The organism is Ruminococcus turbiniformis (genome assembly GCF_020687545.1).
In the GTDB taxonomy this organism is placed as follows: domain Bacteria; phylum Bacillota; class Clostridia; order Lachnospirales; family Lachnospiraceae; genus Mediterraneibacter; species Mediterraneibacter turbiniformis.
In genome coordinates, this window is the sequence record NZ_JAJEQX010000039.1 from 1 (window position 1) to 26,822 (window position 26,822).

The following is a 26,822-nucleotide window of genomic DNA, read 5'->3' on the forward strand; positions in this document are numbered from 1 at the left end:
ACATGAAGCATACCACCTTTCAAAAACTATTTTTAGTATAACTCGTGAAAGGCAAAAAAGCTTGCATTTACTGTAAAATATTAAATTTTCAAGATTCTATTTCTAAGGCTTTTGACCCCGACATCATCATATAAAGATGTGGTATATTTGTGTTGGTCAGAGCGGGGGGATTTGACGCGGCACCTGGTGCCGGACGGACAAAATACCGCGAACAGTCCAGAGAAAAGAGAGGATACTGACTGATGAAGAGAAGAATAATTTCCGCAGCAGTTCTGATGGGATTTGCGTGCCTGGGACTTGCGGGCTGCCAGAGCGATGAGTACACAAGGCAGGAGCTGAATATAACAGAGGATACTTATGAGATCACCGCCTGGAAGGAAGAACTGCCTGACCAGACGGATTACAGTATTAATGCAGATTATATAAGAGGAATCAGCATAGAAGACAACGGACAGGAAGTTTTTACGGTGTCATATGAGCCGCAGGATTACAAGGAGGCATATGATTACTGGGAGGTATCAGTTCCCTATGATTCGTCTGTTACTCCGAATACAGAAGAACTTTACAATCTTTTTGAAAATCTTGCTGCGATACGGCTCACTGAGGATACAAGCGGCATTACGTTTGACGAAGCGGGACTTACTGATACGGCGAGGAAAGTCTGCCTGGCGCTTACAAGCGACGGAAGTGATGCGCCGGATTCTATGCTGCGGCTTTCTGTCGGATCGGAGGATGGCAGCGGGAATTATTACGCATCTCTGGCTGGCTCGGATCAGGTGTTTATTTTTCCGGGATCTGCTGTTGATGCGCTGTTTGGAATTAACCCCTTTGAATATATTTTGAAGATTCCGGTCCTTGTAGATACGAAGACTGTATCCAGTATTGAAATATCACAGGGAGATAAACTTTATACCATGTCTGTCGGAGATCAGGGATATGTGATGGACGGACATGAAGTGGAAGAAGATGAATACAATGAAACATATGTAAAACTGCTTGATGTTTTTATCAAGGAAGAGCTCCCGGAGGAAGAAAGCGTGTCTGAAGATACACAGCCTCTTCTTGATATCCGGTTTTTCAGAAACACGGATGATGTGTCGGATGTGGAAATCAGCTATTATCCGTATGACGATGAGTCCGCTGTGATCAGCGTGAACGGCGCTCAGTATTTCCTGGCGAATCTGGAAGATGTGGAAAATCTGGCGGATGAGTTTTTCTGAGTAATAAATACAAAAAGAAAATACGAAAAGAGCTGCCGGCCGGCAGCTCTTTTCGTATTTTAGGAGTTCTAACACCTTTTCGGCAATTGACTTACAGATGAATCCTTGTTCCGGTCTTCCCGAGAATCCCGTCTTTTGCCTTCTCAAGCAGTGTGATAAGCGCCTGCCGTCCGGGCTTGGACTGGGCGAAATCTACAGCTGCCTGTACCTTTGGAAGCATGGAGCCGGGAGCAAAATGTCCTTCATCTATGTACTGCTTCGCTTCGTCTACGGTAATGTCGCCGAGCCATTTTTCGTTTGGCTTACCGTAATTGATGGCAGCCTTTTCCACAGCAGTCAGAATGATCAGAAAGTCCGCGTCAAGTTCCTTTGCCAAAAGGCAGCTTGCGAAATCTTTGTCAATTACAGCGCTGGCGCCTTTCAAATGGTTGCCCTGACGCATGACAGGAATACCGCCGCCGCCGCAGGCGATAACAAGATCGCCTGAATCGACCATGGTACGGATTGTTCCGATTTCAATGATCTCCTGGGGTTTCGGGGAAGCAACCACGCGCCGGTAGCCTCTCCCTGCGTCTTCCTTCATAATATAATCATATTTCTCCGCCATCATATCGGCCTGCTCTTTGGACATGAACCGTCCGATTGGTTTGGACGGATGCTCAAACGCCGGATCATCCGCGTCAACTCTTACCTGTGTGATCATTGTCGCTACGGGAATATCAGTGATTCCGCGGTTCAGAAGTTCCTCTCTCAGCGCGTTCTGCAGATCGTATCCGATATATGCCTGGCTCATGGCTACGCAGACGGACAGAGGTGTGTTCGGCTGCTGCGGATCTTCGTGAGTGAGTGCAATCATGGCATTGTTTACCATTCCCACCTGAGGTCCGTTCCCGTGAGCTACGACGACTTCACATCCTTCCTGAATCAGGTCAACGATTGCGCGGGAGGTGATTTTCACTGCCTTCATCTGCTCCGGCAGGGTATTGCCGAGGGCGTTTCCGCCCAGGGCAATTACGATACGTTTCTTCTTTTCCATAAACCTGCCTCCCGATTATTTGAAGATTCTCGGTGTGCCTTTCTCTTCCAGCTTTTTGAGGATATCCGCCGGGTCAGCGAATTTTGCGAGGAAGATCATAGCTGCGATGATGTACGGTTTGTAGCTGGCCTCTTTGTAGAGCGGGTCTCTGTAGCGGTCGAATACGCTTGCGTCAACCTCGCCTTCCTCGCAGCTTACACCTGTGATATCCGCCGGCAGGCAGTGCATGTAGAGCGCCTTGCCGTCTTTTGTCGTTTTCATAAGTTCTTCTGTACATGCCCAGTCTTTGTGCTGCGCGTTCTGCGCAAGAAGTTCTTTCTCCAGTGCCTTGATTCCGTCGAAGTCGCCGTTGCCGTACAGTTCTGTACGCTTTTCCATAGCTGCGAACGGAGCCCAGCTCTTCGGATATACGATGTCAGCGTCTTTGAATGCCTCTGCCATATCGTTTGTCTTTGTGAAGGAACCGCCGGATTTCTTTGCGTTTTCAGCTGCGACAGCCTCTACCTCCGGGAATACCTCGTATCCTTCCGGATGAGCAAGCACAACGTCCATTCCGAAACGTGTCATCAGTCCGATGATTCCCTGCGGAACGGAGAGCGGTTTTCCGTAGGACGGAGAATAAGCCCAGGACATGGCGATCTTCTTGCCTTTCAGGTTTTCTACGCCGCCGAACTCGTGGATGATGTGAAGCATATCAGCCATTGCCTGTGTCGGATGGTCGATATCGCACTGCAGGTTTACAAGCGTCGGTTTCTGCTCAAGGATTCCGTCCTTGTTTCCCTGTGTCACAGCGTCTACAACTTCGTGCATGTAAGCATTTCCCTTGCCGATATACATATCGTCGCGGATACCGATTACATCTGCCATGAAGGAGATCATGTTCGCTGTCTCGCGGACAGTCTCGCCGTGAGCTACCTGTGATTTGCCTTCGTCCAGATCCTGTACCTCAAGACCCAGCAGGTTGCAGGCGGAAGCAAATGAGAAGCGGGTACGTGTGGAGTTGTCGCGGAAGAGAGAGATTCCGAGACCGCTCTCGAATACTTTTGTGGAAATGTTGTTCTCTCTCATGAAACGCAGAGCGTCAGCTACTGTGAATACGGCTTCCAGCTCGTCGTCTGTCTTCTCCCATGTGAGGAAGAAGTCTCCGTTGTACATATCCTTAAAGTTCAGTTTGTTCAGCTTGTCGATGTAATCCTGTAAAGTTTTCATTTTTTGTTTATCCTCCTTGAATTGAATGTCAGAATTTTAAATTATTCCGTAAGCGGCGGGCGAATACGCCCTGATTAGTGCAGGGTGCGTATTTACTCGCAGTAAATTCCCGGAAGCGCTGCGTACACAGCCGCGCATGTAACGAGATCCTGTTTCCACGTCTTTTCGTTCGGGGCATGTGCCTGTGCTTCAGCTCCCGGTCCGAAGCCGATGCACGGAATACCGTTTCTTCCCATGATGGACACACCGTTTGTGGAGAATGTCCACTTATCGGTAAGCGGGCGCGCCTGGCGCATTTCAAGTGTCTCCTCTGCCCCGATTCTCTTGTCTCCGTACAGAGAGGTGTATGCCTTCTCAAGAGCTTTTGTCACTTTATGATCCTTCGGAATCGCCCATGTCGGGAAGTAGCACTCGATCTCATATACGCATCCCGTGTAGGACGGACGGTCATAGTTGTACATGGAAACGACAACATCGTCGCCGTATTTCTTTACGCTTGGAAGTGCGCGGATTTCATCCAGGCAGCTCTCCCATGTCTCTCCGAATGTCATGCGGCGGTCAAGAGATACCGCGCAGGAATCCGCTACCGCGCAGCGGCTCGGGGAGGTATAGAAGATCTGGGAGACTGTGACAGTTCCGCGTCCGAGGAAGCGGGCCTCCTCCCAGTCCGGATTGTATTTCGGGTTGAGCATCTTTACGAGACCTTTGATCTCTGTCTCGTCTGCGTCGTCATTCTCGTTGAGTGAACGTACATCCTGAAGAATGTCGGCCATCTTGTAGATTGCGTTGTCGCCTCTCTCCGGAGCGGAACCGTGGCAGGAAACACCTTTTACGTCGATGCGGATCTCCATACGCCCTCTCTGTCCTCTGTAGATTCCACCGTCTGTCGGCTCTGTGGAAACGACAAATTCCGGACGGATCTTGTCCTCGTTGATAATGTACTGCCAGCAAAGTCCGTCGCAGTCCTCTTCCTGAACAGTTCCGACTACCATGATCTTGCATCCTTCGGGGATCAGGTCAAGGTCTTTCATGATTCTTGCGCCGTATACGGCAGATACAAGGCCGCCGCACTGGTCGGACACACCGCGTCCGCCGATCTCGGTTTCATTTTCATAGCCCTCGTACGGATCAAATGTCCAGTTGTCGATGTTTCCGATTCCGACTGTGTCGATATGTGCATCGTAAGCGATGATTTTTTCTCCGGTTCCCATATAACCGATGACATTTCCCTGAGGATCGATGACAACTTCATCGAAGTCAAGTTTTTTCATCTCTGCGGCAATTGTGTCGATATGTGCTTTTTCATCGCAGCTTTCGCCCGGATTTTTTACGATAGCGCGAAGGAAAGCGGTCATGTCCTTCTGATATCCCTGTGCGGCTTCTTTGATTTTGTTGTAGTCCATTGTCTTTTCTCCTTTTTAATTTATGAATCATCGTTTCCTGTTACATTTATGTTGTCTTCCCTGTTGCTTCCTTATATTAATGTCCGTTAATATCCGCTGGCGGAATGCCCGGTTCTATTTTTCATTTCCATCCCAGACGATGGACTCATACCGTTCGGGATCTGTGTCTCCCTCGGTGGAGAAGAGGAGAACCTTTGAAGTCTCATCCAGTCCAAGGTGGTCTCTTAACGGTTTGTACTCATCCATTGTCATAATGCAGGCAAGTGTTCCGAACGGAGCTGCTCCGGACTCTCCGGATGTCACCGGCTGGTCTCCCTTAACGGGAGCGGCCAGCATACGCATTCCCTTTGCCGCTACCCAGTCAGGGGATGCGACAAATGTATCAACGTGGTTTTTCAGGATATCCCATGAGATTGTGTTCGGTTCGCCGCATGCAAGTCCGGCCATGATCGTTACCATATCGCCGTCTACAATGCGGATGTCTCCGTCGCCCGCGCATGCTCCCTTGTAAAGGCAGGCAGCGGCCTCGGCTTCTACAACAACAACTTTCGGCGGGTTTTCGGGATAGCGGTTTGCAAAATATCCCTGGACAGCTCCCGCGAGGGACCCGACTCCTGCCTGAATAAATACATGAGTCGGACGTTCGCATCCGTATTCATGAAGCTGCTCATCAGCTTCCATCGCCATTGTTCCGTATCCCTGCATAATCCAGGAAGGAATCTCTTCGTATCCGTCCCAGGCAGTATCCTGAACCATAACTCCGTTCTCGGTTTTCTCTGCTAATGCATTTGCCATGCGGACACATTCGTCGTAGTTGTATTCTTCAATCGTCGCCTCAGCGCCCTCTGCCAGGATGTTGTTGAGCCTTGTCTGTGTACTTCCCTTTGGCATGAGGACAACCGCTTTCTGTTTCAGTTTGTTTGCTGCCCACGCAACGCCCCTGCCGTGATTTCCGTCAGTCGCTGTGAAGAAGGTTGCCTGTCCGAATTCTTCCCTGAGCGCGTCGGATGTAAGGACGCTGTACGGGAGTTCTGACACGTCCCTTCCCGTCTGTTTTGCTATGTAGCGCGCCATGGCAAAAGAACCGCCAAGCACTTTGAAGGCATTCAGCCCGAAACGGTAGGACTCGTCCTTTACATAGACTTCTTTCAGCCCGAGACGTCCGGCCATGTGATCGAGTTTTGCCAGCGGTGTGACACTGTACTGGGGGAAGCTCTGGTGAAAGGTACGTGCCTTTCTGACTTCGTCAAGCCCCATGACTTTTAAATTGGCATCTTCTGTCCTGGGCATCTGGTTTACTGCCCATTTGATTGTTTCCATGATGGAACCTCCTTTTAATATGTAGTCAGTTATCCTTTGTCCATGTAGCTGTACAATGTAAATTTGGATATTCCCAGAAGGGATGAGACCTTGTCGCCGGACTTGGTGATCAGGAAAGCCCCAGCGTTATTCAGGTACTGTACAACTGTTACCTTGTCGTCTTTGGTCATCAGGGCAACCGGTTTTCCTACTTTTGCGATTGCCTGGTCAATCAGCATGTCGAGAAGTTCATTTACATTGTGCGTGATCTTCTGAGGCTGATCGGAAGGCTTTTCTTCAGATTCGCTTTCTGATTCTGTATTGATCAGACCGCGAATGGAAGTTTCGGCGGCAAGCAGCGCTGTAATGTCATAGTTTATGGAAAAGATGTAGACAATCTTCCCGTTTTCATCGCGGATATAAAGAGTACTGGACTTTAAAATCCGTCCGTCATCCGTGCGGGTGAGATAGGCAAGTTTGTCGTGGATCTTTTCAGGATCGGAACTGAGCGTTTCAAGCACGATTCCGGAAGGGCCGTCGCCGGTATGGCGGTTGGATACCTGGCCGTTTTCAATATAGACGATGGATTTGTCCAGGTCTTTCTTTGTGAGATCGTGAATGACGACTTCACAGGAACTGCCGAACTGAGCGGCAAGCCCGTGTGCGACCTGTTTTAAAAAATCAAGCTTCCGGTTCATAGTTTCACCTGCCGTTTCCTGAATAATCTGCGGGTTTAATCCGTGTCTCTAAACTCATCATAGCATAAAAAAATACAGAGTCAATACTTTTTCTAAAAAATTTTTAGGCAATCTAAAAAATATTTAGGAATGATGTTGCATTTGGATAATATTAATGGTATTCTATAAGCGAAAGACAGGAGAAATGTGCGAAGTGCACATTTTCCTGCCGGTAAAAATTTTATACGCGGGTTTAATTATGTGGAAAATAAATAAAAGAATGATGCACGGGAAACAAATAAAAAATATAACTAAAAGGAGAAAACAAGATGCTGGTTTTAGGTAACGGAAAGGTGATCACAAGAGACGCGGCGCTGCCTCTGATCGAGGACGGGGCAGTGGCAATGGACGGGAGTCTGATCTGCCGGATCGGAAAGACGGAGGATGTAAAGAAAGAATTTCCGGATGCGGAGTATATCGACGCAAAAGGCGGACTGATTATGCCGGCTTTCATCAACGCCCATGAGCATATTTACAGCTCGTTTGCCAGAGGCATGTCCATTGACGGATATGATCCGCATGGCTTTCTTGACATTCTCGACGGAATGTGGTGGACAATCGACCGGAATCTCACACTGCACGATACATATTTAAGTGCAATGGCTACTTATATTGACTGCATCAAAAACGGTGTGACGACAATTTTTGACCATCATGCAAGCTTCGGGGCAATCAGAGGTTCGCTCTTTGAGATCGAGAAGGCGGCAAAAGAAACCGGGGTGCGTTCCTGCCTTTGCTATGAGATTTCAGACAGGGACGGGATGGACAAGGCAAAGGAGTCCGTGATGGAGAATGCGGAATTTATCCGGCACGCGCTCAAAGATGACTCGGGGATGATCGCCGGCATGATGGGAATGCACGCGCAGTTTACAATCTCGGACGAGACGATGGAACTGGCGGCGGCGAACAAGCCCGATGAGGTCGGATACCATATTCATGTGGCAGAGGGGATTGAGGACCTTCACCACTGCCTGAAACACTACGGAAAACGGATTGTGGACAGGCTGATGGATCACGGAATACTCGGAGAAAAGACGCTTCTGGGACACTGCATCTATATCAATCCCCATGAGATGGATTTGATTAAGGAAACGGGTACGATGGTTGTTCATAACCCGGAATCCAACATGGGGAACGCCTGCGGATGCCCGCCTACGATGGAGCTTGTACACCGCGGAATACTCACCGGCCTCGGAACAGACGGATACACCCATGATATGATGGAATCCTATAAGGTGGCAAATGTTCTTCACAAGCATCATCTCTGCGATCCCAATGCGGCATGGGGAGAGGTGCCGGAGATGCTTTTCGGGAACAACGCCAGGATTGCGGCCAGATACTTCAAACCGGAGCTGGGCGTGCTCAGGGAAGGGGCAGCAGGTGATGTGATCATTGTGGCTTATAATCCTCTTACGCCGTTAAATGAAAACAACATCAACAGTCACCTTGTCTTTGGAGTGACCGGACACGATGTAGTGACAACGGTTGCAAACGGAAAAGTCCTGATGAAGGACAGAAAACTTACACATATTGATGAAGCAAAGGTGATGGACGACTGCAGGCAGGCGGCAAAGGCTCTGGCTGAGAGAATCAACAGCCACTGAAAACGGAGGATATAAAAATGAGTGATGAAAAGATGAAGAGGGACAGCAGCGAATTATTTAAATGGAACGGAAACCCGTCCATAGGACAGATTCTTCCCCTAGCCGCACAGCATGTTTTGGCTGCGGTCGTAGGATGCGTGACTCCGGCGATTCTCGTGGCAAACGCAGCAAATAATGCGGGCGGAAATGTAGACATGGGACTTTTGATTCAGGTATCCCTTGTATTCGCGGCCCTCTCCACACTGCTTCAGCTCTACGGCCAGAAGATTAAACTGGGATCAGGGCTTCCCGTAATTATCGGCGTAAGCTTTGCGTACGTCCCGACGATGACGGCGATCGCGGCACAGGCGAAGGATGTAAATACAATCTTCGGTGCCATGATCATCGGAGGTGTTGTTGCGATCGTTGTAGGCTTATTTATCCGGCAGATCAGGAAAGTGTTCCCGCCTCTTGTCATCGGCACCGTGATTCTGGCAATCGGACTTTCGCTTTACAGCACGGCAATTAATTACATGGCCGGAAACTCATCCAATACATATGAGGTGATCGTGGAGCAGCAGGGAAAGACAGAGGCGCTTGTTTTCGGTTCCTGGCAGAACTGGCTTGTTGCCTTTATCACGCTGGGAATTGTCGTAATGCTGAACCACTATGGAAAAGGGCTGTTCAAGCTGGCATCCATCCTGATTGGCCTGCTCTGCGGGTATGTGGTAGCCCTGTTCTTTGGTATGGTAGACTTTTCTGCTCTGTCCTCCGCCGGATGGTTTCAGGTTCCAATGCCGCTGGCTTTTGGAATAGAATTTGATATATCAGCGATTCTGCCGCTTGGAATCCTGTTCCTTGTCAATTCGATTCAGGCTATGGGGGACTTCTCCGCGACGACAACCGGCGGCATGGACCGTCTTCCGACAGATGATGAACTGAACGGCGGTATTATCGGCTACGGGATCAGCAACATTATAGGGGCGCTGTTTGGCTGCCCGCCCACGGCGACATACAGTCAGAACGTCGGTATTGTCGGCTCCACCAGGGTTGTGGCGCGAAAGGTATTTACGGCAGCAGCGATGATCCTGCTTGTTGCGGGCCTGATTCCGAAATTTTCCGCTCTTTTGAGAACTATTCCGCAGTGCGTGCTGGGCGGAGCGGTAGCTTCCGTATTCGCATCCATTGCGATGACGGGAATCAAGCTTCTTGTGACTGAGAAGCTGACTTACAGAAACACAACCGTCGCGGGGCTGTCCATTGCCATCGGTATGGGAGTTTCCTTAAGCGAGGGCTGTCTGGACTATATGACGGCGGCAATTCACGGCGCTCTGAACATGAGCATGAGCCTGGAGAGTTTCCAGTCAATCATTAATAATACATTCGCTTCATCGCCGGTTGTGCTGGCTACGATTTTTGCGGTGATACTGAATCTGATTCTGCCGAAGGACAAGCCGGAGGCAAAGTAAGGAGGAGCAAACGATGAGTGATATTATGACACCAATGTCTTTTGGACAGCTTTTAAACTGGACATTGACTGAACATAAGAAATATGGAACGGTGTTCGGGGAGCACCATTCATACCGCGCGGACAGCCGGTATGACAGAACGATTTTCGGAAGGAAGCTTGAGACTCCTGTCGGGCCCGCTGCAGGCCCCCACACACAGCTGGCGCAGAACATCGCGGCTGCATATTACACGGGAAGCCGTTTCTTTGAGCTTAAGACTGTGCAGATCATGGACGGCGCAGAGCTGTCTGCCTGCGTGAATAAACCCTGTATCAAAGCGGACGACGAGTGCTATAACTGTGAGTGGTCCACGGAGCTTTATGTGCCGCAGGCCATGGAGGAGTATATCAAAGCGTGGTTTTTGTGCAAAGTGATGGCGAAAGAGTTCGGACTTGGCAGCATGGACGGATTTCAGTTCAATATCAGTGTGGGGTATGATCTGGAAGGCATTAAATCCGAGAAGATCGATAATTTCCTCAACACTATGAAACATGCGCAGGATTCGGATATATTTATGTCATGCAGAAAATATCTTCTGGACCATGCGGAACTGTTTGAGAATGTAACAAAAGAAGATATCGAGAGTATTTCCGGAGATATCTGTAATTCTGTGACAATCTCCACGCTCCACGGCTGTCCGCCCCAGGAGATTGAGAGAATTGCCATGCATCTGATTACCGAGAAAGGCTTTCATACGTTTATTAAATGTAATCCAACACTGCTTGGATATGAGTACGCCAGAAAGATTATGGACGACATGGGATATGACTATGTTGCATTCGGTGATTTCCACTTCAGAGATGATCTTCAGTATGAAGATGCGGTTCCCATGCTTACACGGCTGATGAAGGTCTGCGGGGAGCGGAATCTGGAGTTCGGAGTAAAGATCACGAACACCTTCCCCGTTGATGTAAAACAAAACGAACTGCCAAGCGAAGAAATGTATATGTCAGGGAAGTCTCTGTATCCGCTTTCAATCTCCCTCGCGGCAAAGCTGGCGAAAGAATTTGATGGAAAACTGCGCATCTCCTATTCAGGCGGCGCGGATTATCACAATATTAAGGATATCGTTGACGCGGGTATCTGGCCGGTGACGGTTGCGACCACACTTTTAAAGCCGGGCGGATATGAAAGAATGATTCAGATGGCGGAACTCCTTGAGAAGGAAAATGATGTATTCACAGGGGTAAGCCCGGAAAAAACCGCGAAGCTTGTGGAAGAAGTGCGCACAAATCCGCATCACGTAAAGGCGGTTAAGCCGCTTCCGTCCAGGAAGATGAAGAAGCAGGTGCCGCTTCTGGACTGCTTTGTGGCTCCGTGCCGGGAGGGATGTCCGATTCACCAGGATATTCCAATGTATCTGAAACTTGTAAACGAGGGAAAATATGAAGAGGCCATGAAGGTGATCACGGAGAAGAACCCGCTTCCGTTTATTACGGGAACGATCTGTGCCCACCCGTGTATGGGAAAATGTACCCGCAATTTCTATGAAGATTCGGTGCATATCCGCGGCATGAAGCTGGTTGCTGCAGAGAACGGCTATGACGCACTTATGGGTGGGATTACAGCTCCTCACATAACAAGAAAGGGCAGAGCGGCCGTGATCGGCGGCGGCCCCGCGGGAATGGCGGCAGCCTATTTCCTGCGCAGATCCGGTATGGAGGTGACTCTGTTTGAAAAGACAGGAGCGCTTGGCGGAGTGGTCCGCAATGTGATTCCGGGATTCAGAATCCCGGCGGAGGCCATCGACAAAGACGCGGCTCTGCTTGAGAAGATGGGGGTAACTGTCAGCCTCAATACGGAGATCAGAGATCTTGATATGCTGAAGAATGCGGGATATACGGACGTGATTCTCGCCGTTGGAGCATCGGAGCCGGGTGTGTTAAGCCTGGAAAAAGGAGCGGCAGTCAATGCCCTTGAGTTCCTGGCAGAGTTCAAGGAAAAAGACGGAGATCTTGATATCGGAAAGAATGTAGTCGTGATCGGCGGCGGAAATACAGCCATGGACACTGCAAGAGCTGCGAAGCGCACAAAGGGCGTGGAACATGTGTATCTTGTATACAGAAGAACAAAACGCTATATGCCGGCGGACGAGGAAGAGCTTGTCATGGCAGTGGAAGGCGGCGTTGAGTTTATGGAACTGCTTGCCCCGATGAAGGCAGAAGATGGAAAACTGCTCTGCAAAGTGATGAAGCTTGGCGACTATGACGCTTCCGGAAGAAGAGGCGTTGTGGAGACCGGCGAAGAGAGAGAAGTTCCGGCAGATACAGTGATCGCTGCAGTAGGAGAGAAAGTACCGACGGCATTCTATGAGTCTCTCGGCATTCATGTAAACGAGAGAGGACGTGCGATTGTCAGCGAAGAGACCTGTGAGACGAATCTTCCGGGCGTCTATGTCGTGGGCGACGGCCTCGGCGGACCGGCGACGGTTGTGGAAGGAATCCGCGACGGACTGAAAGCGGCGGAAGCTGTGGCGGGAGAGAAGCTTGTAAGAGACCTCGATCCTGACATGGACGAGGACGAGATCTACAGCAGAAAAGGAAATATTGCGGATGCGAAAGACGGCGCGGAAGAGAGCGGACGGTGTCTCGGATGCCCGGGAATCTGTGAGAACTGCGTGGAGGTATGTCCGAACCGGGCAAACATCTCCATTCGTGTGCCGGGCATGGAGAAGCACCAGATTATCCATGTGGATTATATGTGCAACGAGTGCGGCAACTGCAGAAGCTTCTGCCCGTATGACAGCGCACCGTATCTGGACAAGTTCACGCTCTTCGCGAACGAGAAAGACATGGAAGACAGTAAAAACCAGGGATTTACAGTGCTTGACAGAGAGAAGATGACATGCAGAATCAGATTCTTCGGCGACACATATGTGTGGAGCAAAGGAGAGGAGACAAGGATTCCGGAAGGAATTCTGAAGCTGATCGAGGCAGTCTGCACCGATTATGCTTATCTGCTGAAAGACTGAAAAGACTGGTACGCGAAGCACAGATTACAGAAAGAAGGGGTCAGTGATGAAACGGTTATTTAAAGGCGGAACAATTGTCAGCGGTGACGGAATGAGACAGCTTGATATTCTCGTAAAGGGGGAGAAGATTCTCGCGGTGGGAGAAGATCTGTCCTTTCAGGATGCGGAGATCGTGGATGTGAGAGGAAAGCTTCTTTTCCCGGGGTTCATAGACGGGCATACGCATATGGCTCTGGAAGTGAGCAATACAGTCACCGCGGACGGGTTTGAAACCGGGACAAAGGCTGAGATCGCCGGCGGGACAACCTGCATTGTAGACTATGCCACCCAGTATGAAGGGGAAAGTTTAAGGCAGGCGCTCGACAACTGGCATAAAAAGGCGGACGGCGTATCCTCCTGCGACTATGCGTTTCACCTTGCGCTCACCGACTGGAATGAAGAGATCAGCCGGGAGCTGGAAGAGATCGTGAAGAAGGAAACCTGTTCTTTCAAATTATATATGACTTATGACACAATGGTGGACGACGAAACGATGTATGAGATCCTCTCCCGGCTCAAAGAGCTGGGAGGGATCGCAGGAGTACACTGCGAGAACAACGGCATTATCCAGGCGCGGTTAAAAGAACTGCTCCGGACAAAAGGGGAGAGGACGGATGTGTCAGACTATCCGTGGACCCGTCCGAAGGAGGCGGAGGCAGAGGCGGTAAGCCGTCTGCTCAAGATCGCGAAATGCGTGGATACGCCGGTGATTGTCGTTCATTTAAGCACGGCGGCGGGATACAGGGAGATCTTAAAAGCCAGGGAGAGCGGACAGACGGTTTACGTGGAAACCTGTCCGCAGTATCTTCTGATGGACGAGAGCAAATATTCCCTGCCTTCCGAGGAGGCAAGGCACTATATGATTGCCCCGCCGCTCAGAAAAAAGAAAAATCAGGATATTCTCTGGGAGGCGCTTCACGAGGGCAGAATCCAGACAATCGCCACGGATCACTGCAGCTTTACCGCAAAGCAGAAAGACGCCGGAGCGGAAGATTTTGCGAAGACGCCGTGCGGCATGCCCGGAGCGGAAGAGAGACCGGCGCTGATCTGGCAGTTCGGCGTAAATGAAGGCAGGATTACGGCGGAACAGATGTGCGCCTATCTTGCGGAAAATCCGGCAAAGCTTTATCATCTCTACCCGTGGAAGGGCGCGCTCATCCCGGGAAGCGATGCGGATATCGTTGTCTGGAATCCGGAGATAGAGTGGACAATGTCAGCGGACGAACAGCAGTCTGCGTGTGACTACTGTCCGATGGAAGGGACAAAGATCCGGGGCAGAGCGGAGCAGGTCTACTTAAGAGGAACACTCGCGGCTATGAACGGCCGCGTCCTGGCAGAGAATACCGGAGTATATGTCCGGCATGGAAATGAGTAGGGCGGAGGTGAACGGGATGTCTGCATGCTGCTGGGTATACAGGGAGCAGAAGCTTCACCGGGCATCATCGCTTTTTGAGGCGCTCGGTCTGGATGAGGATGAGCCGGCGGTGATTTCAGTTGTCGGCGGAGGCGGAAAGACGACGACTCTGCACCGACTGGCGGACGAGTATGTCCGTGTGGGAAAGAAGGTCGTCGCAGCCACCACGACGCATATTCAGAAAGAAGATGAGCCGTGGTTTCTGGCAGATCCTTCTGCGGAGGAAGTGAAGGAGTCGCTTGAGCGTTACGGACAGACCTGGGTCGGAACGCCGGTGCGCGGCGGAAGGCTGGGGCAGATGGAGGATCAGCTTTTTTCGCAGATCCTGAGCTGGAAGATTCCCGTACTTATTGAAGCGGACGGGGCAAGGCGGCATCCGATGAAGATCCCGGCGGGACATGAGCCGGTTATCATTCCCCAGACAACCCATCTCCTCAATGTATATGGGATCGAGACGGTCGGTAAGACGATGGAAGAAGTATGTTTCCGGCTGGAGCTGGCAGAACAGTTTCTGGGAAAGACGAGATCGGAACAGATCACATACGGGGATATCGTTAAGTTGGCTTCTTCGGAGCAGGCCGGAAAGAAAGGATGTCCGGACGGTGCGAAGTATACGGTTGTCATAAATAAGGCGGACCGTGAGAGCCAGCGTCAGGACGCGCTTGAAATATGCAGGCTGCTGGAAAAGGCCGGCATCAAGCATGTGGTTGTAACCGGGCGGTGCGGTGAAGTCAGCTGTGCAGGAGAGGAGTGAACCTGAAAAGGTCGAAAGGCAGGCATGATGATTTTATGAAAATACTGATACGGGGAGCCGGAGACCTGGCGACAGGAATTGCTTCAAGACTATACGGTGCAGGACACCGGCTTCTTATGACGGAGATCGAAGTTCCGCTTACAGTGCGGCGGACTGTGGCGCTCTCAAGAGCGGTGTACGAGGGCCGCGCGGAAGTGGAAAACATGACAGGAATACTGGCCAGGGATGAACAGTCCGCGCAGGAGATCATGGATGCGGGGGATATCGCGGTTATGATCGATCCGGAAGCTTCCAGCAGGAAATGGTTCTGTCCGGATGTGATCATCGATGCGATCCTTGCAAAGAAAAATATCGGGACGAAGATCACAGACGCCCCGTTTGTCATCGGAGTGGGACCCGGGTTTACAGCCGGGAAAGACTGCAACTGTGTGGTAGAGACAAAAAGAGGCCACACGCTGGGGAACATTATCTGGAGCGGGGAGCCGATTCCGAACACAGGCGTCCCGGGAAATGTTGCGGGATATACAATTGAGCGTCTGATCCGCGCCGCTTCAGACGGTCTGCTTGAACCGAAAGTAAAGATCGGAGATTATGTTGAGAAAGGCCAGATCGTGGCGGTGACCGGAGGGGTTCCGGTTTATGCGCTGATGACCGGGATTGTCCGAGGAATGCTGCAGGGCGGCGTTGAAGTCAGCAAAAATCTGAAGATAGGGGATATCGATGCGCGGGCAGAGATATCCCACTGTTATACTATATCTGATAAAGCGAGAGCCATCGGCGGCGGTGTGCTCGAGGCGGTGACCGGATTTGAAAGAATGAAAGACTCGTTCGCGGTCGTTGTGCTGGCGGCGGGGGCGGGGGTCCGCTTCGGAGGAAACAAGCTGGCCGCTTTTATAAAAGACAGGCCGCTCTATCAGCACACACTGGACCGGGTCGGGGCATTCGGTTCATTTCCGGCATATATTGTGACCGGATCGGAGGAAATTGCGGAGGAGGCGCAGAGACGGGGAATTACACCTGTGTGGAACAGGAAGCCTGAGCTTGGAATTTCCCGGTCTCTGAAACTGGGGCTGAAAAGAGCGGCGGAAGACCATCCGGATTTAAGAGGCGTGATGTTCTCTGTGTGCGACCAGCCGAGTCTCGGTGTTCCGACGATGCAGAAGATTTTTAATACGGCAGCACGCCATCCGGGGAGCGTTGTCTGCGCGGGAAACGGCACGCGGACAGGCAATCCGGTTTTATGGGATAAACAATATTTTCAGGAACTTATGGGGCTCTCAGGCGATGAGGGCGGCCGCCAGGTCATGCGCAGTCACCCGGAGAAGATGCGGGTTGTCCAGACAGATCTGGAAGAGCTGAAGGATATCGACAGAAAGGAAGATATTCTTGAGGCGGCTGACCTTCCTGAATAGAGAGGAGATGAATGGAAATGAGCGAGAGTTATACTTTTACAGTCAATGGGGTAACGAGGAGCACGGACGTGGATAAACCGCTGCTCCGCTATTTAAGAGATGATCTGCACCTCCATTCAGTCAAGGACGGATGCAGCGAGGGAGCCTGCGGCACCTGTACGATCATCGTGGACGGAAAGGCGGTCAAGTCCTGTGTCCTGACGACGAAACGTGCGGTCGGGAAAAATATTATCACAACCGAGGGACTCAGTGACGTTGAGAAAGAGGCGTTTGTCTACGCCTTTGGAGCAATGGGATCTGTACAGTGCGGTTTTTGTACACCGGGAATGGTGATGGCAGGCAAAGCGCTGATCGATCAAAATCCTGATCCGTCAGAGGAAGAGATTAAAACAGCCTTAAAGGGAAATATATGCCGATGTACAGGTTATAAAAAAATTATTGAAGGAATCCAGCTTACGGCCGCGATCCTCCGCGGGGATGCCAAGATTGAAGAAAGTCTGGAGAAGGGGGACGATTATGGTGTGGGTGAGAGAGCCTTCCGCGTAGATGTCCGGGAAAAGGTGCTCGGTTACGGTGAATATGCGGATGATGTGGAGATGGAGGGAATGGTATATGCATCCGCGGTGCGTTCAAAGTATCCGCGTGCCCGGATTCTGGATATCCGTTTTGAAAAAGCGCTTGAGCTTCCGGGAGTGCTCGCTGTTTTCACAGCTGATGATGTGCCGCATAATAAGGTAGGGCATCTTCAGCCTGACTGGGATGTAATGATTGCCAAAGGAAGTATTACAAGATGTGTCGGGGACGCGATCTGCCTCGTGGTTGCGGAGAATAAAGAAGTTCTGGAAGAAGCGAAGAAGCTGGTCGAGATTGATTATGAAGAACTCAAACCCGTGACCTCCGTCTGGGAAGCGATGGCGGAAGATGCCCCCAAAGTACATTCAAAAGGAAACCTTTGCCAGAGCCGTCATGTGACAAGGGGGGACGCGAAAACTGCGCTTGCCAATTCCAAATATGTAGTAACACAGCGATTTAAGACTCCGTTTACGGAACACGCTTTCCTGGAGCCGGAATGCGCGGTGGCCTTTCCATACAAGAACGGGGTAAAGGTGCTCTCGAGTGATCAGGGCGTTTATGATACGCGCCATGAAATATCCCTTATGTTTGGATGGGAGCCGGAACGCATCGTGGTGGAGAACAAGCTTGTGGGCGGCGGATTCGGAGGAAAGGAAGATGTGTCTGCCCAGCACATTGCGGCGCTGGCTGCTGTGAAGCTGCAAAGACCTGTAAAAGTGACTTTCTCCCGCCAGGAATCTATCAACTTCCATCCGAAGCGCCACGCAATGGACGGGACATTTACTCTTGGCTGTGATGAAAATGGTATTTTTACGGCGCTTGACTGTGATATTTATATGGATACGGGAGCCTATGCTTCCCTGTGCGGGCCTGTCCTTGAACGTGCGTGCACACATTCTGTGGGACCGTACTGTTATCAGAACACAGATATCAGAGGATATGGTTATTATACAAATAATCCGCCTGCCGGAGCGTTCAGAGGCTTTGGGGTCTGCCAAAGTGAGTTCGCGCTGGAAGCGACGATTAATCTTCTGGCGGAAAAAGTCGGAATCTCTCCATGGGAGATCCGCTACAGAAATGCCATTGAGCCGGGAAAAGTGCTTCCGAACGGTCAGATTGCGGACTGCTCAACTGCTCTGAAGGAGACGCTTCTGGCGGTGAAGGATGTATATGAGAGCCACCCGGGAAGAGCGGGGATTGCCTGCGCGATGAAAAATGCGGGAGTAGGAGTAGGCCTGCCGGACAAGGGAAGGGCAAAGCTGATCGTCCATGACGGGAAAGTGGAGCTCTACAGCGCGGCTTCCGACATCGGCCAGGGATGCGCGACGATCTTTGTGCAGATGGCCGCTGAGGCCACAGGACTTGGCAAAGAGCAGATTATCAATATGGGAGCGAACTCTGAACTGGCACCGGACTCGGGAACAACTTCCGGTTCACGCCAGACACTGATTACCGGAGAGGCGGTCCGCAGAGTAGCCGAGGATTTAAGGAAAGATCTGGAGGCTGCGGGCGGAGATCTCGCTAAGCTTGAGGGAAAGGAGTATTACGAGGAATTTTTCGATCCTACAGACAAGCTGGGCGCGGATGTGCCGTATCCGAAGAGTCATATTGCATATGGATTTGCCACCCATGTAGTGATACTGGACGATGACGGCAAGGTAAAAGAGGTCTATGCTGCCCATGATTCAGGAAAGGTGGTTAATCCTACTGCCATTCAGGGACAGATCGAGGGCGGCGTACTTATGGGACTTGGATATGCGCTGACAGAGAAGTTCCCGTTAAAGAACGGTGTGCCACAGGCAAAATACGGTACGCTGGGACTGATGAGATCTACGCAGATTCCGGATATCCACGCCATCTATGTGGAGAAGGATGAGCTCCTGCCGTTTGCCTATGGCTCCAAAGGGATCGGCGAGATCGCCGCGATTCCGACCGCGCCTGCGGCACAGGGGGCATACTATGCGTTTGATCATGTGTTCAGGACGGAGCTCCCGCTGGAAGATACGTTCTATTCAAAGAAGAAAAAGAAGTGATTTTTGCAGCCGGCGTTTTCGCAGTCAGTCCCCGGTCAGTTTGAGAGAGGAAACTTCATTTCCGTGAATAAAATACTGTTCCGTCCCTGTGTCCGCGGTCAGCTTCCGCGCGTGAAGCCGCCGGTAGGACATGGGGCCGGTGCCGTAATGCTTCTCAAACGTGTGGGCAAAATGCTGGCGGCTGTTGTACCCTGTGGAAAACGCGATGTCAGTAATGCTCATCGAGCTGTTGGTCAGGAGAAACGCGGCCTCCTCCATTCGTTTCCGGTTTACGTATCCGATGATGCTGCATCCGAGAAAACGGGAGAACAGTGACTGGAGGTAAGATTTGTTGATCCCGGTAAAAGCTGCCACATCAGGCACGCGTATCTCTTCGTGAATATTTTCTTCGATATAACCGCATGCCTTCCTGAGATAGCGGAGGCCTGCGGTTTCTCTTTTATTGTTGGCACAGAAGGCGAGTTCCTCCAGGGTTCTTGCAAGGAGAAGCCAGAGGAGGAAGCCGGACTGTCCGGATGATCTCTGGAGCTGGGAGATCAGGTCCTTCAGGGCGTATCCCAGATTCCGCATGTCCGCCCCGCAGAGATAATGCGGCATATTCTTCCAAAAATCACGAAAATCCCCGCTCTTTTCCGGAAGATCCGTAAGATCAAGAGAACCGTCCCGGCGGGAAAGGCTGAATTCGAGATTTAAGATGGAGCAGGGAGTTTCGGGAACAATCTCAAGCCGGTGCGGGACACAGGAGCCGATGAAGACAAAATGATGTGGGTCTGCGCGGAAGACTTCGTTTTCGCAGAAAATCGTGCAGCTTCCCGCTGTCACATACATGATCTCGAAACTCTCATGCGAGTGGGCGGGCATATGAAACTCGGGAAGGGAAAGCGCGTAAAAGGCGGTGATATCCCCTTTGAGCGCTTTGGACGGGATTCCGGTGCTGTTTCCTGAAGCCTTCAGGACCGTGTCTGCGGAAGTGTTCATGATATGGGTATCCTCCTGTTTTTAATAAACTTCTGACGGCTGTCTTTACTGTGAGCGTCCGTTGAGCCGGGCGCATCTGTTTGTGACTGCTGCTGTATACTGCTGAAAACAGTGTAGCACGAAAAAATAAATACGACAATATATTGCATTTGAAATAAGAGCGGTCAAAAGGTTGCACATGGAGAAAAGAGAGAAGATATAATGGCGTCAGACAGCAAAAGCAAAGAGAAAGGCTGAAATGTCGGAAAAAGAAAATGATATCAGGAGGGTATGCTATGAGTTTTAAAGTTGCATTTATCGGAGCGGGAAGCCTTGTTTTCGCAAGAACTTTATTCACGGACATTATGTCGGTTCCGGAATTTCACAATATCGAGGTTTCCTTTACAGACATTAACGCGGACAACCTGGAAAAGACGAGGGCGCTCTGCCAGAGAGATCTGGACGCCAACGGCATTCCGGTAAAAATCGAGGCTACGACAGACAGAAGAGAGGCATTTAAAGACGCAAGATACATAGTAAACTGTGTCCGCATCGGTGGTCTGGAGGCCTTTGAGACAGATATCGAGATTCCGCTGAAATACGGCGTTGACCAGTGTGTGGGCGATACGCTCTGCACGGGAGGCATCATGTACGGACAGAGAGTAATCGCGGAGATGCTGAACTTCTGCAAGGATATCCGCGAAGTGTCAGAACCTGGTGCGATCATGCTGAACTACTCCAATCCGAATGCGATGGCCACCTGGGCATGCAACAAGTACGGCGGAGTCCGCACAATCGGACTGTGCCACGGCGAGATTCACGGAGAGATCCAGATCGCGGAAGTTCTCGGAATCCCGAGAGAGGAGCTTGACATTGTCTGTGCGGGAATCAACCATCAGACATGGTATATTTCCGTGAAGCATAACGGGGAGGATATGATTCCGAAACTTCTTGCCGGATTTGAGGCACATGAGAAATTCCGCGACGAGGAGAAAGTGCGCATCGATATGCTGAAGCGCTTTGGTTATTACTCCACAGAGTCCAACGGACATCTCTCCGAGTATGTGGCATGGTACAGAAAGCGTCCGGATGAGATCAAAGACTGGATCAACCTGGACAACTGGATCAACGGTGAGACCGGCGGCTACTTAAGAGTGACAAGAGAAGAGAGAAACTGGTTTGAAACGGACTATCCTAAGATCCTGGCGGAAGAACCGGCGAAGCTGGACGGTTCCCAGAGAGGAAAAGAGCACTGTTCCTACATTATGGAGTCTCTGGAGACAGGAAGAGTGTACCGCGGACATTTTAATGTGATGAACGAGGGCTGTATTACGAACCTGCCGTATGAATCCGTGGTGGAGGTTCCGTGCTATGTGGACGGAAACGGTATCAGCGTTCCGAAGGTGGGCGATCTGCCGCTTGGATGTGCGGCTGTGTGCTCCCAGTCCATCTGGGTGCAGAAACTTTCTGTCGAGGCGGCAGTGCACGGCGATGTGAAACTGTTAAAACAGGCTGCAATGATGGATCCGCTTACAGGAGCAGTGTGCAACCCGCCTGAGATCTGGCAGATGATCGATGAGATGCTGGTTGCTCAGGAAGAATGGCTGCCTCAGTATAAAGAGGCAATACAGGCTGCAAAAGAAAATCTGGCGAAAGGAAATCTGATTCCGACAAAGGATTATCACGGCGCGGCAAGGCTCAGGGAGAAGACTCCGGAAGAGGTTGCAGCAGAACACGAGGCAAGGAAGATTACGGTGTAAACCGGTATAAAAGGAGTAAAACTGCAAGAACGTTTTGCCTGAATTGCGGGAAAAAACAGAAATATTGACAAAAATTCCCTATAACCGATTGTTTTTTAAAAAACAATCGGTTATACTATTGTTATTGCAAAATAATCTGCCTCAGGCAGGGAAGAGAAGGTAATTACAATTATGAAAAAGAGAATTCTTGCAGCGGTTCTGGCAGGAGTGATGGTATTCTCCATGGCAGGATGTTCTGGAAGCAGCAGTGAGAGCAGTGACTCGTCTGAAAGTGATGCAGCGGCAAGTGAGGATACCGCCGCAGAAGAAGAAACAGCGGAGGAGACAGAGATCCAGGTATTTATCGCGGCGAGCCTCAATACGGTTATGACAGAGATCGCAGAGAAGTATAATGAGGAACACCCGGAAGTGAAAATCACGTTCAATGCGGACAGCTCCGGAACACTTCTGACACAGATTCAGGAAGGATACGAGTGTGACATCTTCTTCTCGGCAGCACAGAAGCAGATGGATGATCTGGAAGCAGACGGTCTTATGGTAGAGGGAACAAGAGCCAATGTGGTGAATAACCAGGTTGTTGTCGTTACATTAAAGGACAGCGGCACAGCGGTAACCGGACTTGAGAATCTCGGCGATGCAGAGAGCATTGCGCTTGCAGGCGGAAGCGTTCCGGTCGGCAGATATACGAGACAGGCTCTGATCAATCTTGGCGTGCTTCCGGAGACAGATGATCCGGCGTCCATTACGACACAGGAAGTGTCCGACGCTCTGGGCGGCGTTGAGATCAGTGAGCAGGATAATGTAAGCAAGGTTCTTACAGCAGTGGTAGAAGGCTCCTGCGAGGTCGGAACAACATATTATTCCGATACATACGGATATGAGGACGATCTTGACATCCTTCAGACAGTAAGCTATGATCTGACAGGTGATGTTATCTATCCGATCGCACGTGTGGTAAATGAGGAGGCAGATGACGCGCAGAACGCGGCGGCTGATGATTTCCTGGCTTACGTTCTCTCAGACGAAGCAAAGGCAATCTTTGATTCCTACTACTTCGACACAAACGTAGAGTAAGAAATAATTCACCTGATGCACCGGGAAAACGGTGAGTGGAAAAAGCAGAAAAACGGCGGAAAATGAGAAGGCGGGCCAGAAGGTGCCCGCCTTTGCCGGCAGGAGGATCACATGGAAGAGGTCAGGCAGATTTTGGAAGAACTGGACTGGAGTCCCTTGTTTATTTCTTTGAAAACAGGAATTGTGGCGACAATCATTTCCTTTTTTCTCGGTATTTTTGCGGCGAGAAAAGTAATGAAGGCGTCGAGAGGAAAGAAGGCTGTCATAGACGGCATACTGACGCTTCCCATGGTTCTGCCGCCAACGGTAGCCGGCTTTTTCCTGCTTCTTCTGTTCAGCAGAAGAAGGCCGCTGGGAGAGTTCCTGTTTGATGAGTTCGGATTTAAAGTAGTGCAGACGTGGCTCGGCTGTATTATAGCGGCTACGGTAATTGCCTTTCCTTTGATGTACAGAAACGCAAGGGCGGCCATGGAACAGATTGATGCGAACCTGATCTATGCGGGGCGCACACTTGGAATGTCGGATACAAAGATTTTCTGGAAGATTATCGTGCCGACGGCGGGACCGGGGATTGCGTCCGGTACGATTCTTACATTTGCAAGGGCACTTGGCGAGTACGGAGCAACTTCCATGCTGGCGGGAAATATTCCGGGAAAAACCGGGACGATCTCCCAGAAAATCGCGATGGTCATACAGGACGGGGACTATCTGACAGCCGGAGTGTGGGTAGTTATCGTTATCATTATCGCCTTTGTCGTGATTTTCCTCATGAACCTTATCTCCGGAAGCAAGATGAAACATATCGGGAGGTGGTAGGCAATGTCGATTTCTGTAGATGTACATAGAAAACTTGAAAGCTTTCAGCTGGATATCAGCTTCCGCAGCGATTCACGGCGGATCGGGATACTTGGGGCATCAGGATGCGGGAAGAGCATGACGCTTAAAAGCATTGCCGGAATTGAAACTCCTGATGATGGACGAATTGAGATTGAGGGCAGGGTTCTTTTCGACAAAGCGGAGAAGGTGAATTTAAAGCCCCAGAAGAGAAACGTGGGCTATCTGTTTCAGAATTACGCTCTGTTTCCTACCATGAGTGTGGAGAAAAACATAGCGGCCGGCCTGAGGGGAAGCCGGGAAGAGAAGGAGGAAAAGGTTCGTCAGATGGTGGAAAAATTCCGCCTGGAAGGATTGGAGAAACGGCTTCCGGGACATCTCTCGGGAGGGCAGCAGCAGAGGGTTGCCCTTGCCAGAATTATGGCATATGAGCCTGATGTGATTCTGCTGGATGAGCCGTTTTCTGCCCTTGATATGTATTTAAAGGACCAGCTTCAGAAGGAACTGATTGAGATGCTGGAAGATTATAAGGGAACGGTCATCATGGTGTCCCATAACCGGGATGAGGTCTACCGGTTCAGCGAGGAGCTTCTGGTGATTGACCAGGGGAAAATTGTCGTGTCGGGCGAGACAAAGGAAATCTTCCGAAACCCCGTGATCAGGGAAGCGGCAAGACTTACGGGCTGCAAGAACTTTTCCAGAGTCCGGCGGATCGACAGCCATACTCTGGAAGCGGAAGACTGGGGGATTACCGTGTGTACGAAGGCGGAGATCCCGGAGTATACAACATGGATCGGGTACAGAGCCCACGATTTCATTCCCGTATGGAATGCGGACAGAGTGGAAGGAGATTCTGCCCCTGTATGGGATGCAGACAGCGCTAAGGGAGACTCCGACTGGGAGCCGGCCCGGCCTGCCTGTGGGAACGGCGCAAATCTGCTGAAGCTGGATCTGGAGAGCGTTGCTGAACTTCCGTTTGAGCGGAATTATTATCTGAAGCAGGGAATCTGCTGGTTTGTTCAAAGGGAAAAGATCGGCAGGCTGGAAGAGAGGGGGCTTCCGGACTATCTGGAGCTTGCAGAGGACAAAATGCTCTTTCTGCGGTAGCGCCTCGCTGTTTCCCGTTAAAAAAGAATTGAAAAACAGGTAAAAAGTGAGCAAATTATATTTACAACGGGACTCTTCTGGTATATAATGAGCACTCGTGTGAGAAAACAGAAAGATATGTCACATTCAGGCATATCTTTCTTTATTGCAGCGGCGATGAACCAGAGTCCGGGATTGCGATAAACAGCGGAAAACCGGGATGGCCGAAAATGGCGTCAAACAGAGAAAAGCAGAGAAATGTGGGAGAACGGTTATGAAAGCAGTACAGCAGGACATGACGGCAGGAAAGCCGATGAGCATCATTTTGAATTTTACGCTTCCAATCTTTATCGGGAATGTATTCCAGCAGTTTTATAATATGGCGGATGCGGTTATTGTGGGGAAATTTGTAGGGACAAAAGCGCTGGCTGCAGTGGGAAGTACCGGTACGATCATGTTTCTGATCTATGGCTTTGTGGTTGGGATGACCGCCGGTTTTACGGTTCTGACTGCACAGAAGTTCGGAGCGGGAGACATGCCGGCTATGCGGAAAACGGTGGCAGGCGCATCAATTCTCTCCCTGATTGTGGGCGTGATTCTGACAGCGGCGTTTATGCTTTTGATGCGGCCCTGGCTTACGCTGATGAATACGCCGTCCGATATCTTTGCGGATGCGTACGCTTATATTATGATTGTCAGCGGCGGAATCCTGGCACAGATGATGTACAATCTTCTGGCGAGTATTTTAAGGGCGCTTGGAAACAGCAAAGTTCCTCTCTACTTTCTGATTCTTTCGGCGCTTCTGAACATTGTACTTGACCTTGTGCTGATCATTGTATTTCGGATGGGTGCTGCGGGAGCAGCGGTTGCTACAGTTGTTTCGCAGGGCGTGTCCGGTCTTCTGTGTCTTGTGTATATTGTAAAAAAGGTGCCGGTGCTGCGGATGACAAAGAATGACTGGCATCCGTCAGGAGGCCTTCTGGCAACGCAGATCCGTATCGGGATTCCGATGGCGCTTCAGTATTCGATCACTGCGATCGGAACGATGATGGTACAGTCGGCACTCAACATTCTCGGGTCTACTCAGGTGGCGGCTTTTACCGCTGCGACAAAGATCGAGCAGGTCGTTACACAGGCGTTTACCGCGCAGGGAACGACAATGGCTACCTATGGCGCGCAGAACATGGGAGCGGGAAATGTGCCGCGTATCCGTCAGGGATTTAAGTCGTCCACAATCATCGGAATTGTCTACTCTTTCCTTGCAGCGGCGATTGTCATGACTGTGGGAAAATATATGTCGTATCTGTTTGTGTCAGAGAATGTGGATCAGATTATGGGCTCCGTGGATCTGTATCTGAAGTGTGTGGGAATGTTCTTTATCCCTCTGGCAATTGTGAATATATACAGAAATGGAATCCAGGGGATGGGCTATGGTCTTCTTCCCATGCTGGCCGGTGTAGCGGAGCTTGTTGGAAGAGGCGTGGTTGCAGTGATTGCATCGGAACAGAGAAGCTATCTTGGCGTATGCCTCGCAAGTCCGGCTGCATGGCTGCTCGCAGCGCTGCTGCTGATCGGAATGTATTACTATGTGATTAAAATTGATCTCAAAAAAATATTCCGCGGCAGTGCTGCCGGGAATGTATAAAAACTGCTGTATATTTTTATTTAGGCGAAGTCCAATGGCCATACATACAGGCTGTACATACAGCCATTGTCTTCTGTTTTCATAGTCTAAGGATAGCAGGGAAATGTGAATCCACTGTGACAATATCCGGAAGAAATTTTAAAGATTATTAAACCTGAATTATTCATGATAATTCACTTCACTGCGGTCAATGCTGCATAGTTGCTGATATTTTTGATATTTCCTACTTTCACTTAACAGATGAAGAAATTTTTATAGAAAAAGAACTTCAGCTT

At 50.5% G+C, this 26,822-nt stretch carries 19 protein-coding genes; 13 read left to right on the forward strand and 6 right to left on the reverse strand.

The genetic code is table 11. The features are described from left to right. Positions 1 to 242: 242 nt before the first annotated feature. Positions 243 to 1,220, forward strand: coding sequence for a DUF4340 domain-containing protein (locus tag LKD70_RS15920; RefSeq protein ID WP_227708862.1), 978 nt, complete (start codon positions 243 to 245; stop codon positions 1,218 to 1,220). A 91-nt stretch (positions 1,221 to 1,311) separates the two neighbouring features. Here LKD70_RS15920 and arcC read toward each other — a convergent pair whose 3' ends face one another. The 5 genes from arcC to LKD70_RS15945 all read right to left on the reverse strand — a co-directional run bounded on the left by arcC (position 1,312) and on the right by LKD70_RS15945 (position 6,865). Next, positions 1,312 to 2,256 carry a carbamate kinase gene (gene arcC / locus LKD70_RS15925; RefSeq protein WP_227708863.1) on the reverse strand — a complete coding sequence of 315 codons (945 nt, stop codon included), beginning with the start codon at positions 2,254 to 2,256 and terminating at the stop codon, positions 1,312 to 1,314. Between the two features lie 15 nt (positions 2,257 to 2,271). Beyond that, the gene (gene ygeW / locus LKD70_RS15930) at positions 2,272 to 3,465 is read right to left on the reverse strand and encodes a knotted carbamoyltransferase YgeW (protein WP_227708864.1); all 1,194 of its coding nucleotides are present in this window, start codon (positions 3,463 to 3,465) and stop codon (positions 2,272 to 2,274) included. A gap of 92 nt (positions 3,466 to 3,557) precedes the next feature. Then, positions 3,558 to 4,868: a YgeY family selenium metabolism-linked hydrolase gene (locus tag LKD70_RS15935; protein WP_227708865.1), complete on the reverse strand. Its 1,311-nt coding sequence runs from the start codon at positions 4,866 to 4,868 to the stop codon at positions 3,558 to 3,560. 114 nt (positions 4,869 to 4,982) lie between these two features. After that, on the reverse strand, positions 4,983 to 6,188 hold the full coding sequence (dpaL, locus tag LKD70_RS15940; RefSeq protein WP_227708866.1) for a diaminopropionate ammonia-lyase: 1,206 nt from the start codon (positions 6,186 to 6,188) through the stop codon (positions 4,983 to 4,985). A gap of 29 nt (positions 6,189 to 6,217) precedes the next feature. Then, positions 6,218 to 6,865, reverse strand: coding sequence for a helix-turn-helix transcriptional regulator (locus tag LKD70_RS15945; RefSeq protein ID WP_227708867.1), 648 nt, complete (start codon positions 6,863 to 6,865; stop codon positions 6,218 to 6,220). 308 nt (positions 6,866 to 7,173) lie between these two features. Between LKD70_RS15945 and ssnA the strand changes: the two genes are divergently transcribed. From ssnA to xdh, 7 genes are read left to right on the forward strand one after another with little or no spacing between them, the layout of a single operon-like run. Continuing rightward, positions 7,174 to 8,508, forward strand: coding sequence for a putative aminohydrolase SsnA (gene ssnA, locus LKD70_RS15950; RefSeq protein WP_227708868.1), 1,335 nt, complete (start codon positions 7,174 to 7,176; stop codon positions 8,506 to 8,508). Positions 8,509 to 8,525: 17 nt separating this feature from the next. Further along, complete coding sequence (locus LKD70_RS15955; protein ID WP_227708869.1) at positions 8,526 to 9,956, forward strand: uracil-xanthine permease family protein; 1,431 nt, start codon at positions 8,526 to 8,528, stop codon at positions 9,954 to 9,956. Between the two features lie 13 nt (positions 9,957 to 9,969). Beyond that, positions 9,970 to 12,966 (forward strand): putative selenate reductase subunit YgfK, encoded by a 2,997-nt coding sequence (gene ygfK, locus LKD70_RS15960; RefSeq protein ID WP_227708870.1) that lies wholly within the window; start codon positions 9,970 to 9,972, stop codon positions 12,964 to 12,966. A 46-nt stretch (positions 12,967 to 13,012) separates the two neighbouring features. Next, a complete protein-coding gene (hydA, locus tag LKD70_RS15965; RefSeq protein ID WP_227708871.1) occupies positions 13,013 to 14,380 on the forward strand; it encodes a dihydropyrimidinase in 1,368 nt (455 codons plus the stop codon). After that, positions 14,367 to 15,173 (forward strand): selenium cofactor biosynthesis protein YqeC, encoded by an 807-nt coding sequence (yqeC, locus tag LKD70_RS15970; protein WP_227708872.1) that lies wholly within the window; start codon positions 14,367 to 14,369, stop codon positions 15,171 to 15,173. The genes hydA and yqeC overlap by 14 nt, the downstream gene beginning before the upstream one ends. A gap of 35 nt (positions 15,174 to 15,208) precedes the next feature. Next, positions 15,209 to 16,585, forward strand: a complete 1,377-nt coding sequence (gene yqeB / locus LKD70_RS15975; RefSeq protein ID WP_227708873.1) for a selenium-dependent molybdenum cofactor biosynthesis protein YqeB — start codon at positions 15,209 to 15,211, stop codon at positions 16,583 to 16,585. 17 nt (positions 16,586 to 16,602) lie between these two features. Then, positions 16,603 to 19,191, forward strand: coding sequence for a selenium-dependent xanthine dehydrogenase (gene xdh / locus LKD70_RS15980; RefSeq protein ID WP_227708874.1), 2,589 nt, complete (start codon positions 16,603 to 16,605; stop codon positions 19,189 to 19,191). A gap of 24 nt (positions 19,192 to 19,215) precedes the next feature. Here xdh and LKD70_RS15985 read toward each other — a convergent pair whose 3' ends face one another. Next, entirely contained in the window at positions 19,216 to 20,169 is a 954-nt protein-coding gene (locus LKD70_RS15985; RefSeq protein ID WP_227708875.1) for an AraC family transcriptional regulator, read from the reverse strand. Positions 20,170 to 20,444: 275 nt separating this feature from the next. On the opposite strand from LKD70_RS15985, the gene melA reads away from it, so the two are divergent. From melA to LKD70_RS16010, 5 genes are all read left to right on the forward strand, one after another. Beyond that, entirely contained in the window at positions 20,445 to 21,908 is a 1,464-nt protein-coding gene (melA, locus tag LKD70_RS15990) for an alpha-glucosidase/alpha-galactosidase (protein WP_227708876.1), read from the forward strand. A 171-nt stretch (positions 21,909 to 22,079) separates the two neighbouring features. Next, positions 22,080 to 22,982 carry a molybdate ABC transporter substrate-binding protein gene (gene modA, locus LKD70_RS15995; protein WP_227708877.1) on the forward strand — a complete coding sequence of 301 codons (903 nt, stop codon included), beginning with the start codon at positions 22,080 to 22,082 and terminating at the stop codon, positions 22,980 to 22,982. 111 nt (positions 22,983 to 23,093) lie between these two features. Further along, the gene (modB, locus tag LKD70_RS16000) at positions 23,094 to 23,798 is read left to right on the forward strand and encodes a molybdate ABC transporter permease subunit (RefSeq protein ID WP_227708878.1); all 705 of its coding nucleotides are present in this window, start codon (positions 23,094 to 23,096) and stop codon (positions 23,796 to 23,798) included. 3 nt (positions 23,799 to 23,801) lie between these two features. Next, a complete protein-coding gene (locus tag LKD70_RS16005; RefSeq protein WP_227708879.1) occupies positions 23,802 to 24,923 on the forward strand; it encodes a sulfate/molybdate ABC transporter ATP-binding protein in 1,122 nt (373 codons plus the stop codon). Positions 24,924 to 25,176: 253 nt separating this feature from the next. Further along, positions 25,177 to 26,547, forward strand: a complete 1,371-nt coding sequence (locus LKD70_RS16010) for an MATE family efflux transporter (protein ID WP_227708880.1) — start codon at positions 25,177 to 25,179, stop codon at positions 26,545 to 26,547. Positions 26,548 to 26,822 lie beyond the last annotated feature (275 nt).

Excerpts from the sequence above, each read along its gene's own strand:
- LKD70_RS15920 (WP_227708862.1), top strand. The coding sequence starts at position 243 with ATGAAGAGAAGAATAATTTCCGCAGCAGTTCTGATGGGATTTGCGTGC.
- arcC (WP_227708863.1), bottom strand. The coding sequence starts at position 2,256 with ATGGAAAAGAAGAAACGTATCGTAATTGCCCTGGGCGGAAACGCCCTC.
- ygeW (WP_227708864.1), bottom strand. The coding sequence starts at position 3,465 with ATGAAAACTTTACAGGATTACATCGACAAGCTGAACAAACTGAACTTT.
- LKD70_RS15935 (WP_227708865.1), bottom strand. The coding sequence starts at position 4,868 with ATGGACTACAACAAAATCAAAGAAGCCGCACAGGGATATCAGAAGGAC.
- dpaL (WP_227708866.1), bottom strand. The coding sequence starts at position 6,188 with ATGGAAACAATCAAATGGGCAGTAAACCAGATGCCCAGGACAGAAGAT.
- LKD70_RS15945 (WP_227708867.1), bottom strand. The coding sequence starts at position 6,865 with ATGAACCGGAAGCTTGATTTTTTAAAACAGGTCGCACACGGGCTTGCC.
- ssnA (WP_227708868.1), top strand. The coding sequence starts at position 7,174 with ATGCTGGTTTTAGGTAACGGAAAGGTGATCACAAGAGACGCGGCGCTG.
- LKD70_RS15955 (WP_227708869.1), top strand. The coding sequence starts at position 8,526 with ATGAGTGATGAAAAGATGAAGAGGGACAGCAGCGAATTATTTAAATGG.
- ygfK (WP_227708870.1), top strand. The coding sequence starts at position 9,970 with ATGAGTGATATTATGACACCAATGTCTTTTGGACAGCTTTTAAACTGG.
- hydA (WP_227708871.1), top strand. The coding sequence starts at position 13,013 with ATGAAACGGTTATTTAAAGGCGGAACAATTGTCAGCGGTGACGGAATG.
- yqeC (WP_227708872.1), top strand. The coding sequence starts at position 14,367 with ATGGAAATGAGTAGGGCGGAGGTGAACGGGATGTCTGCATGCTGCTGG.
- yqeB (WP_227708873.1), top strand. The coding sequence starts at position 15,209 with ATGAAAATACTGATACGGGGAGCCGGAGACCTGGCGACAGGAATTGCT.
- xdh (WP_227708874.1), top strand. The coding sequence starts at position 16,603 with ATGAGCGAGAGTTATACTTTTACAGTCAATGGGGTAACGAGGAGCACG.
- LKD70_RS15985 (WP_227708875.1), bottom strand. The coding sequence starts at position 20,169 with ATGAACACTTCCGCAGACACGGTCCTGAAGGCTTCAGGAAACAGCACC.
- melA (WP_227708876.1), top strand. The coding sequence starts at position 20,445 with ATGAGTTTTAAAGTTGCATTTATCGGAGCGGGAAGCCTTGTTTTCGCA.
- modA (WP_227708877.1), top strand. The coding sequence starts at position 22,080 with ATGAAAAAGAGAATTCTTGCAGCGGTTCTGGCAGGAGTGATGGTATTC.
- modB (WP_227708878.1), top strand. The coding sequence starts at position 23,094 with ATGGAAGAGGTCAGGCAGATTTTGGAAGAACTGGACTGGAGTCCCTTG.
- LKD70_RS16005 (WP_227708879.1), top strand. The coding sequence starts at position 23,802 with ATGTCGATTTCTGTAGATGTACATAGAAAACTTGAAAGCTTTCAGCTG.
- LKD70_RS16010 (WP_227708880.1), top strand. The coding sequence starts at position 25,177 with ATGAAAGCAGTACAGCAGGACATGACGGCAGGAAAGCCGATGAGCATC.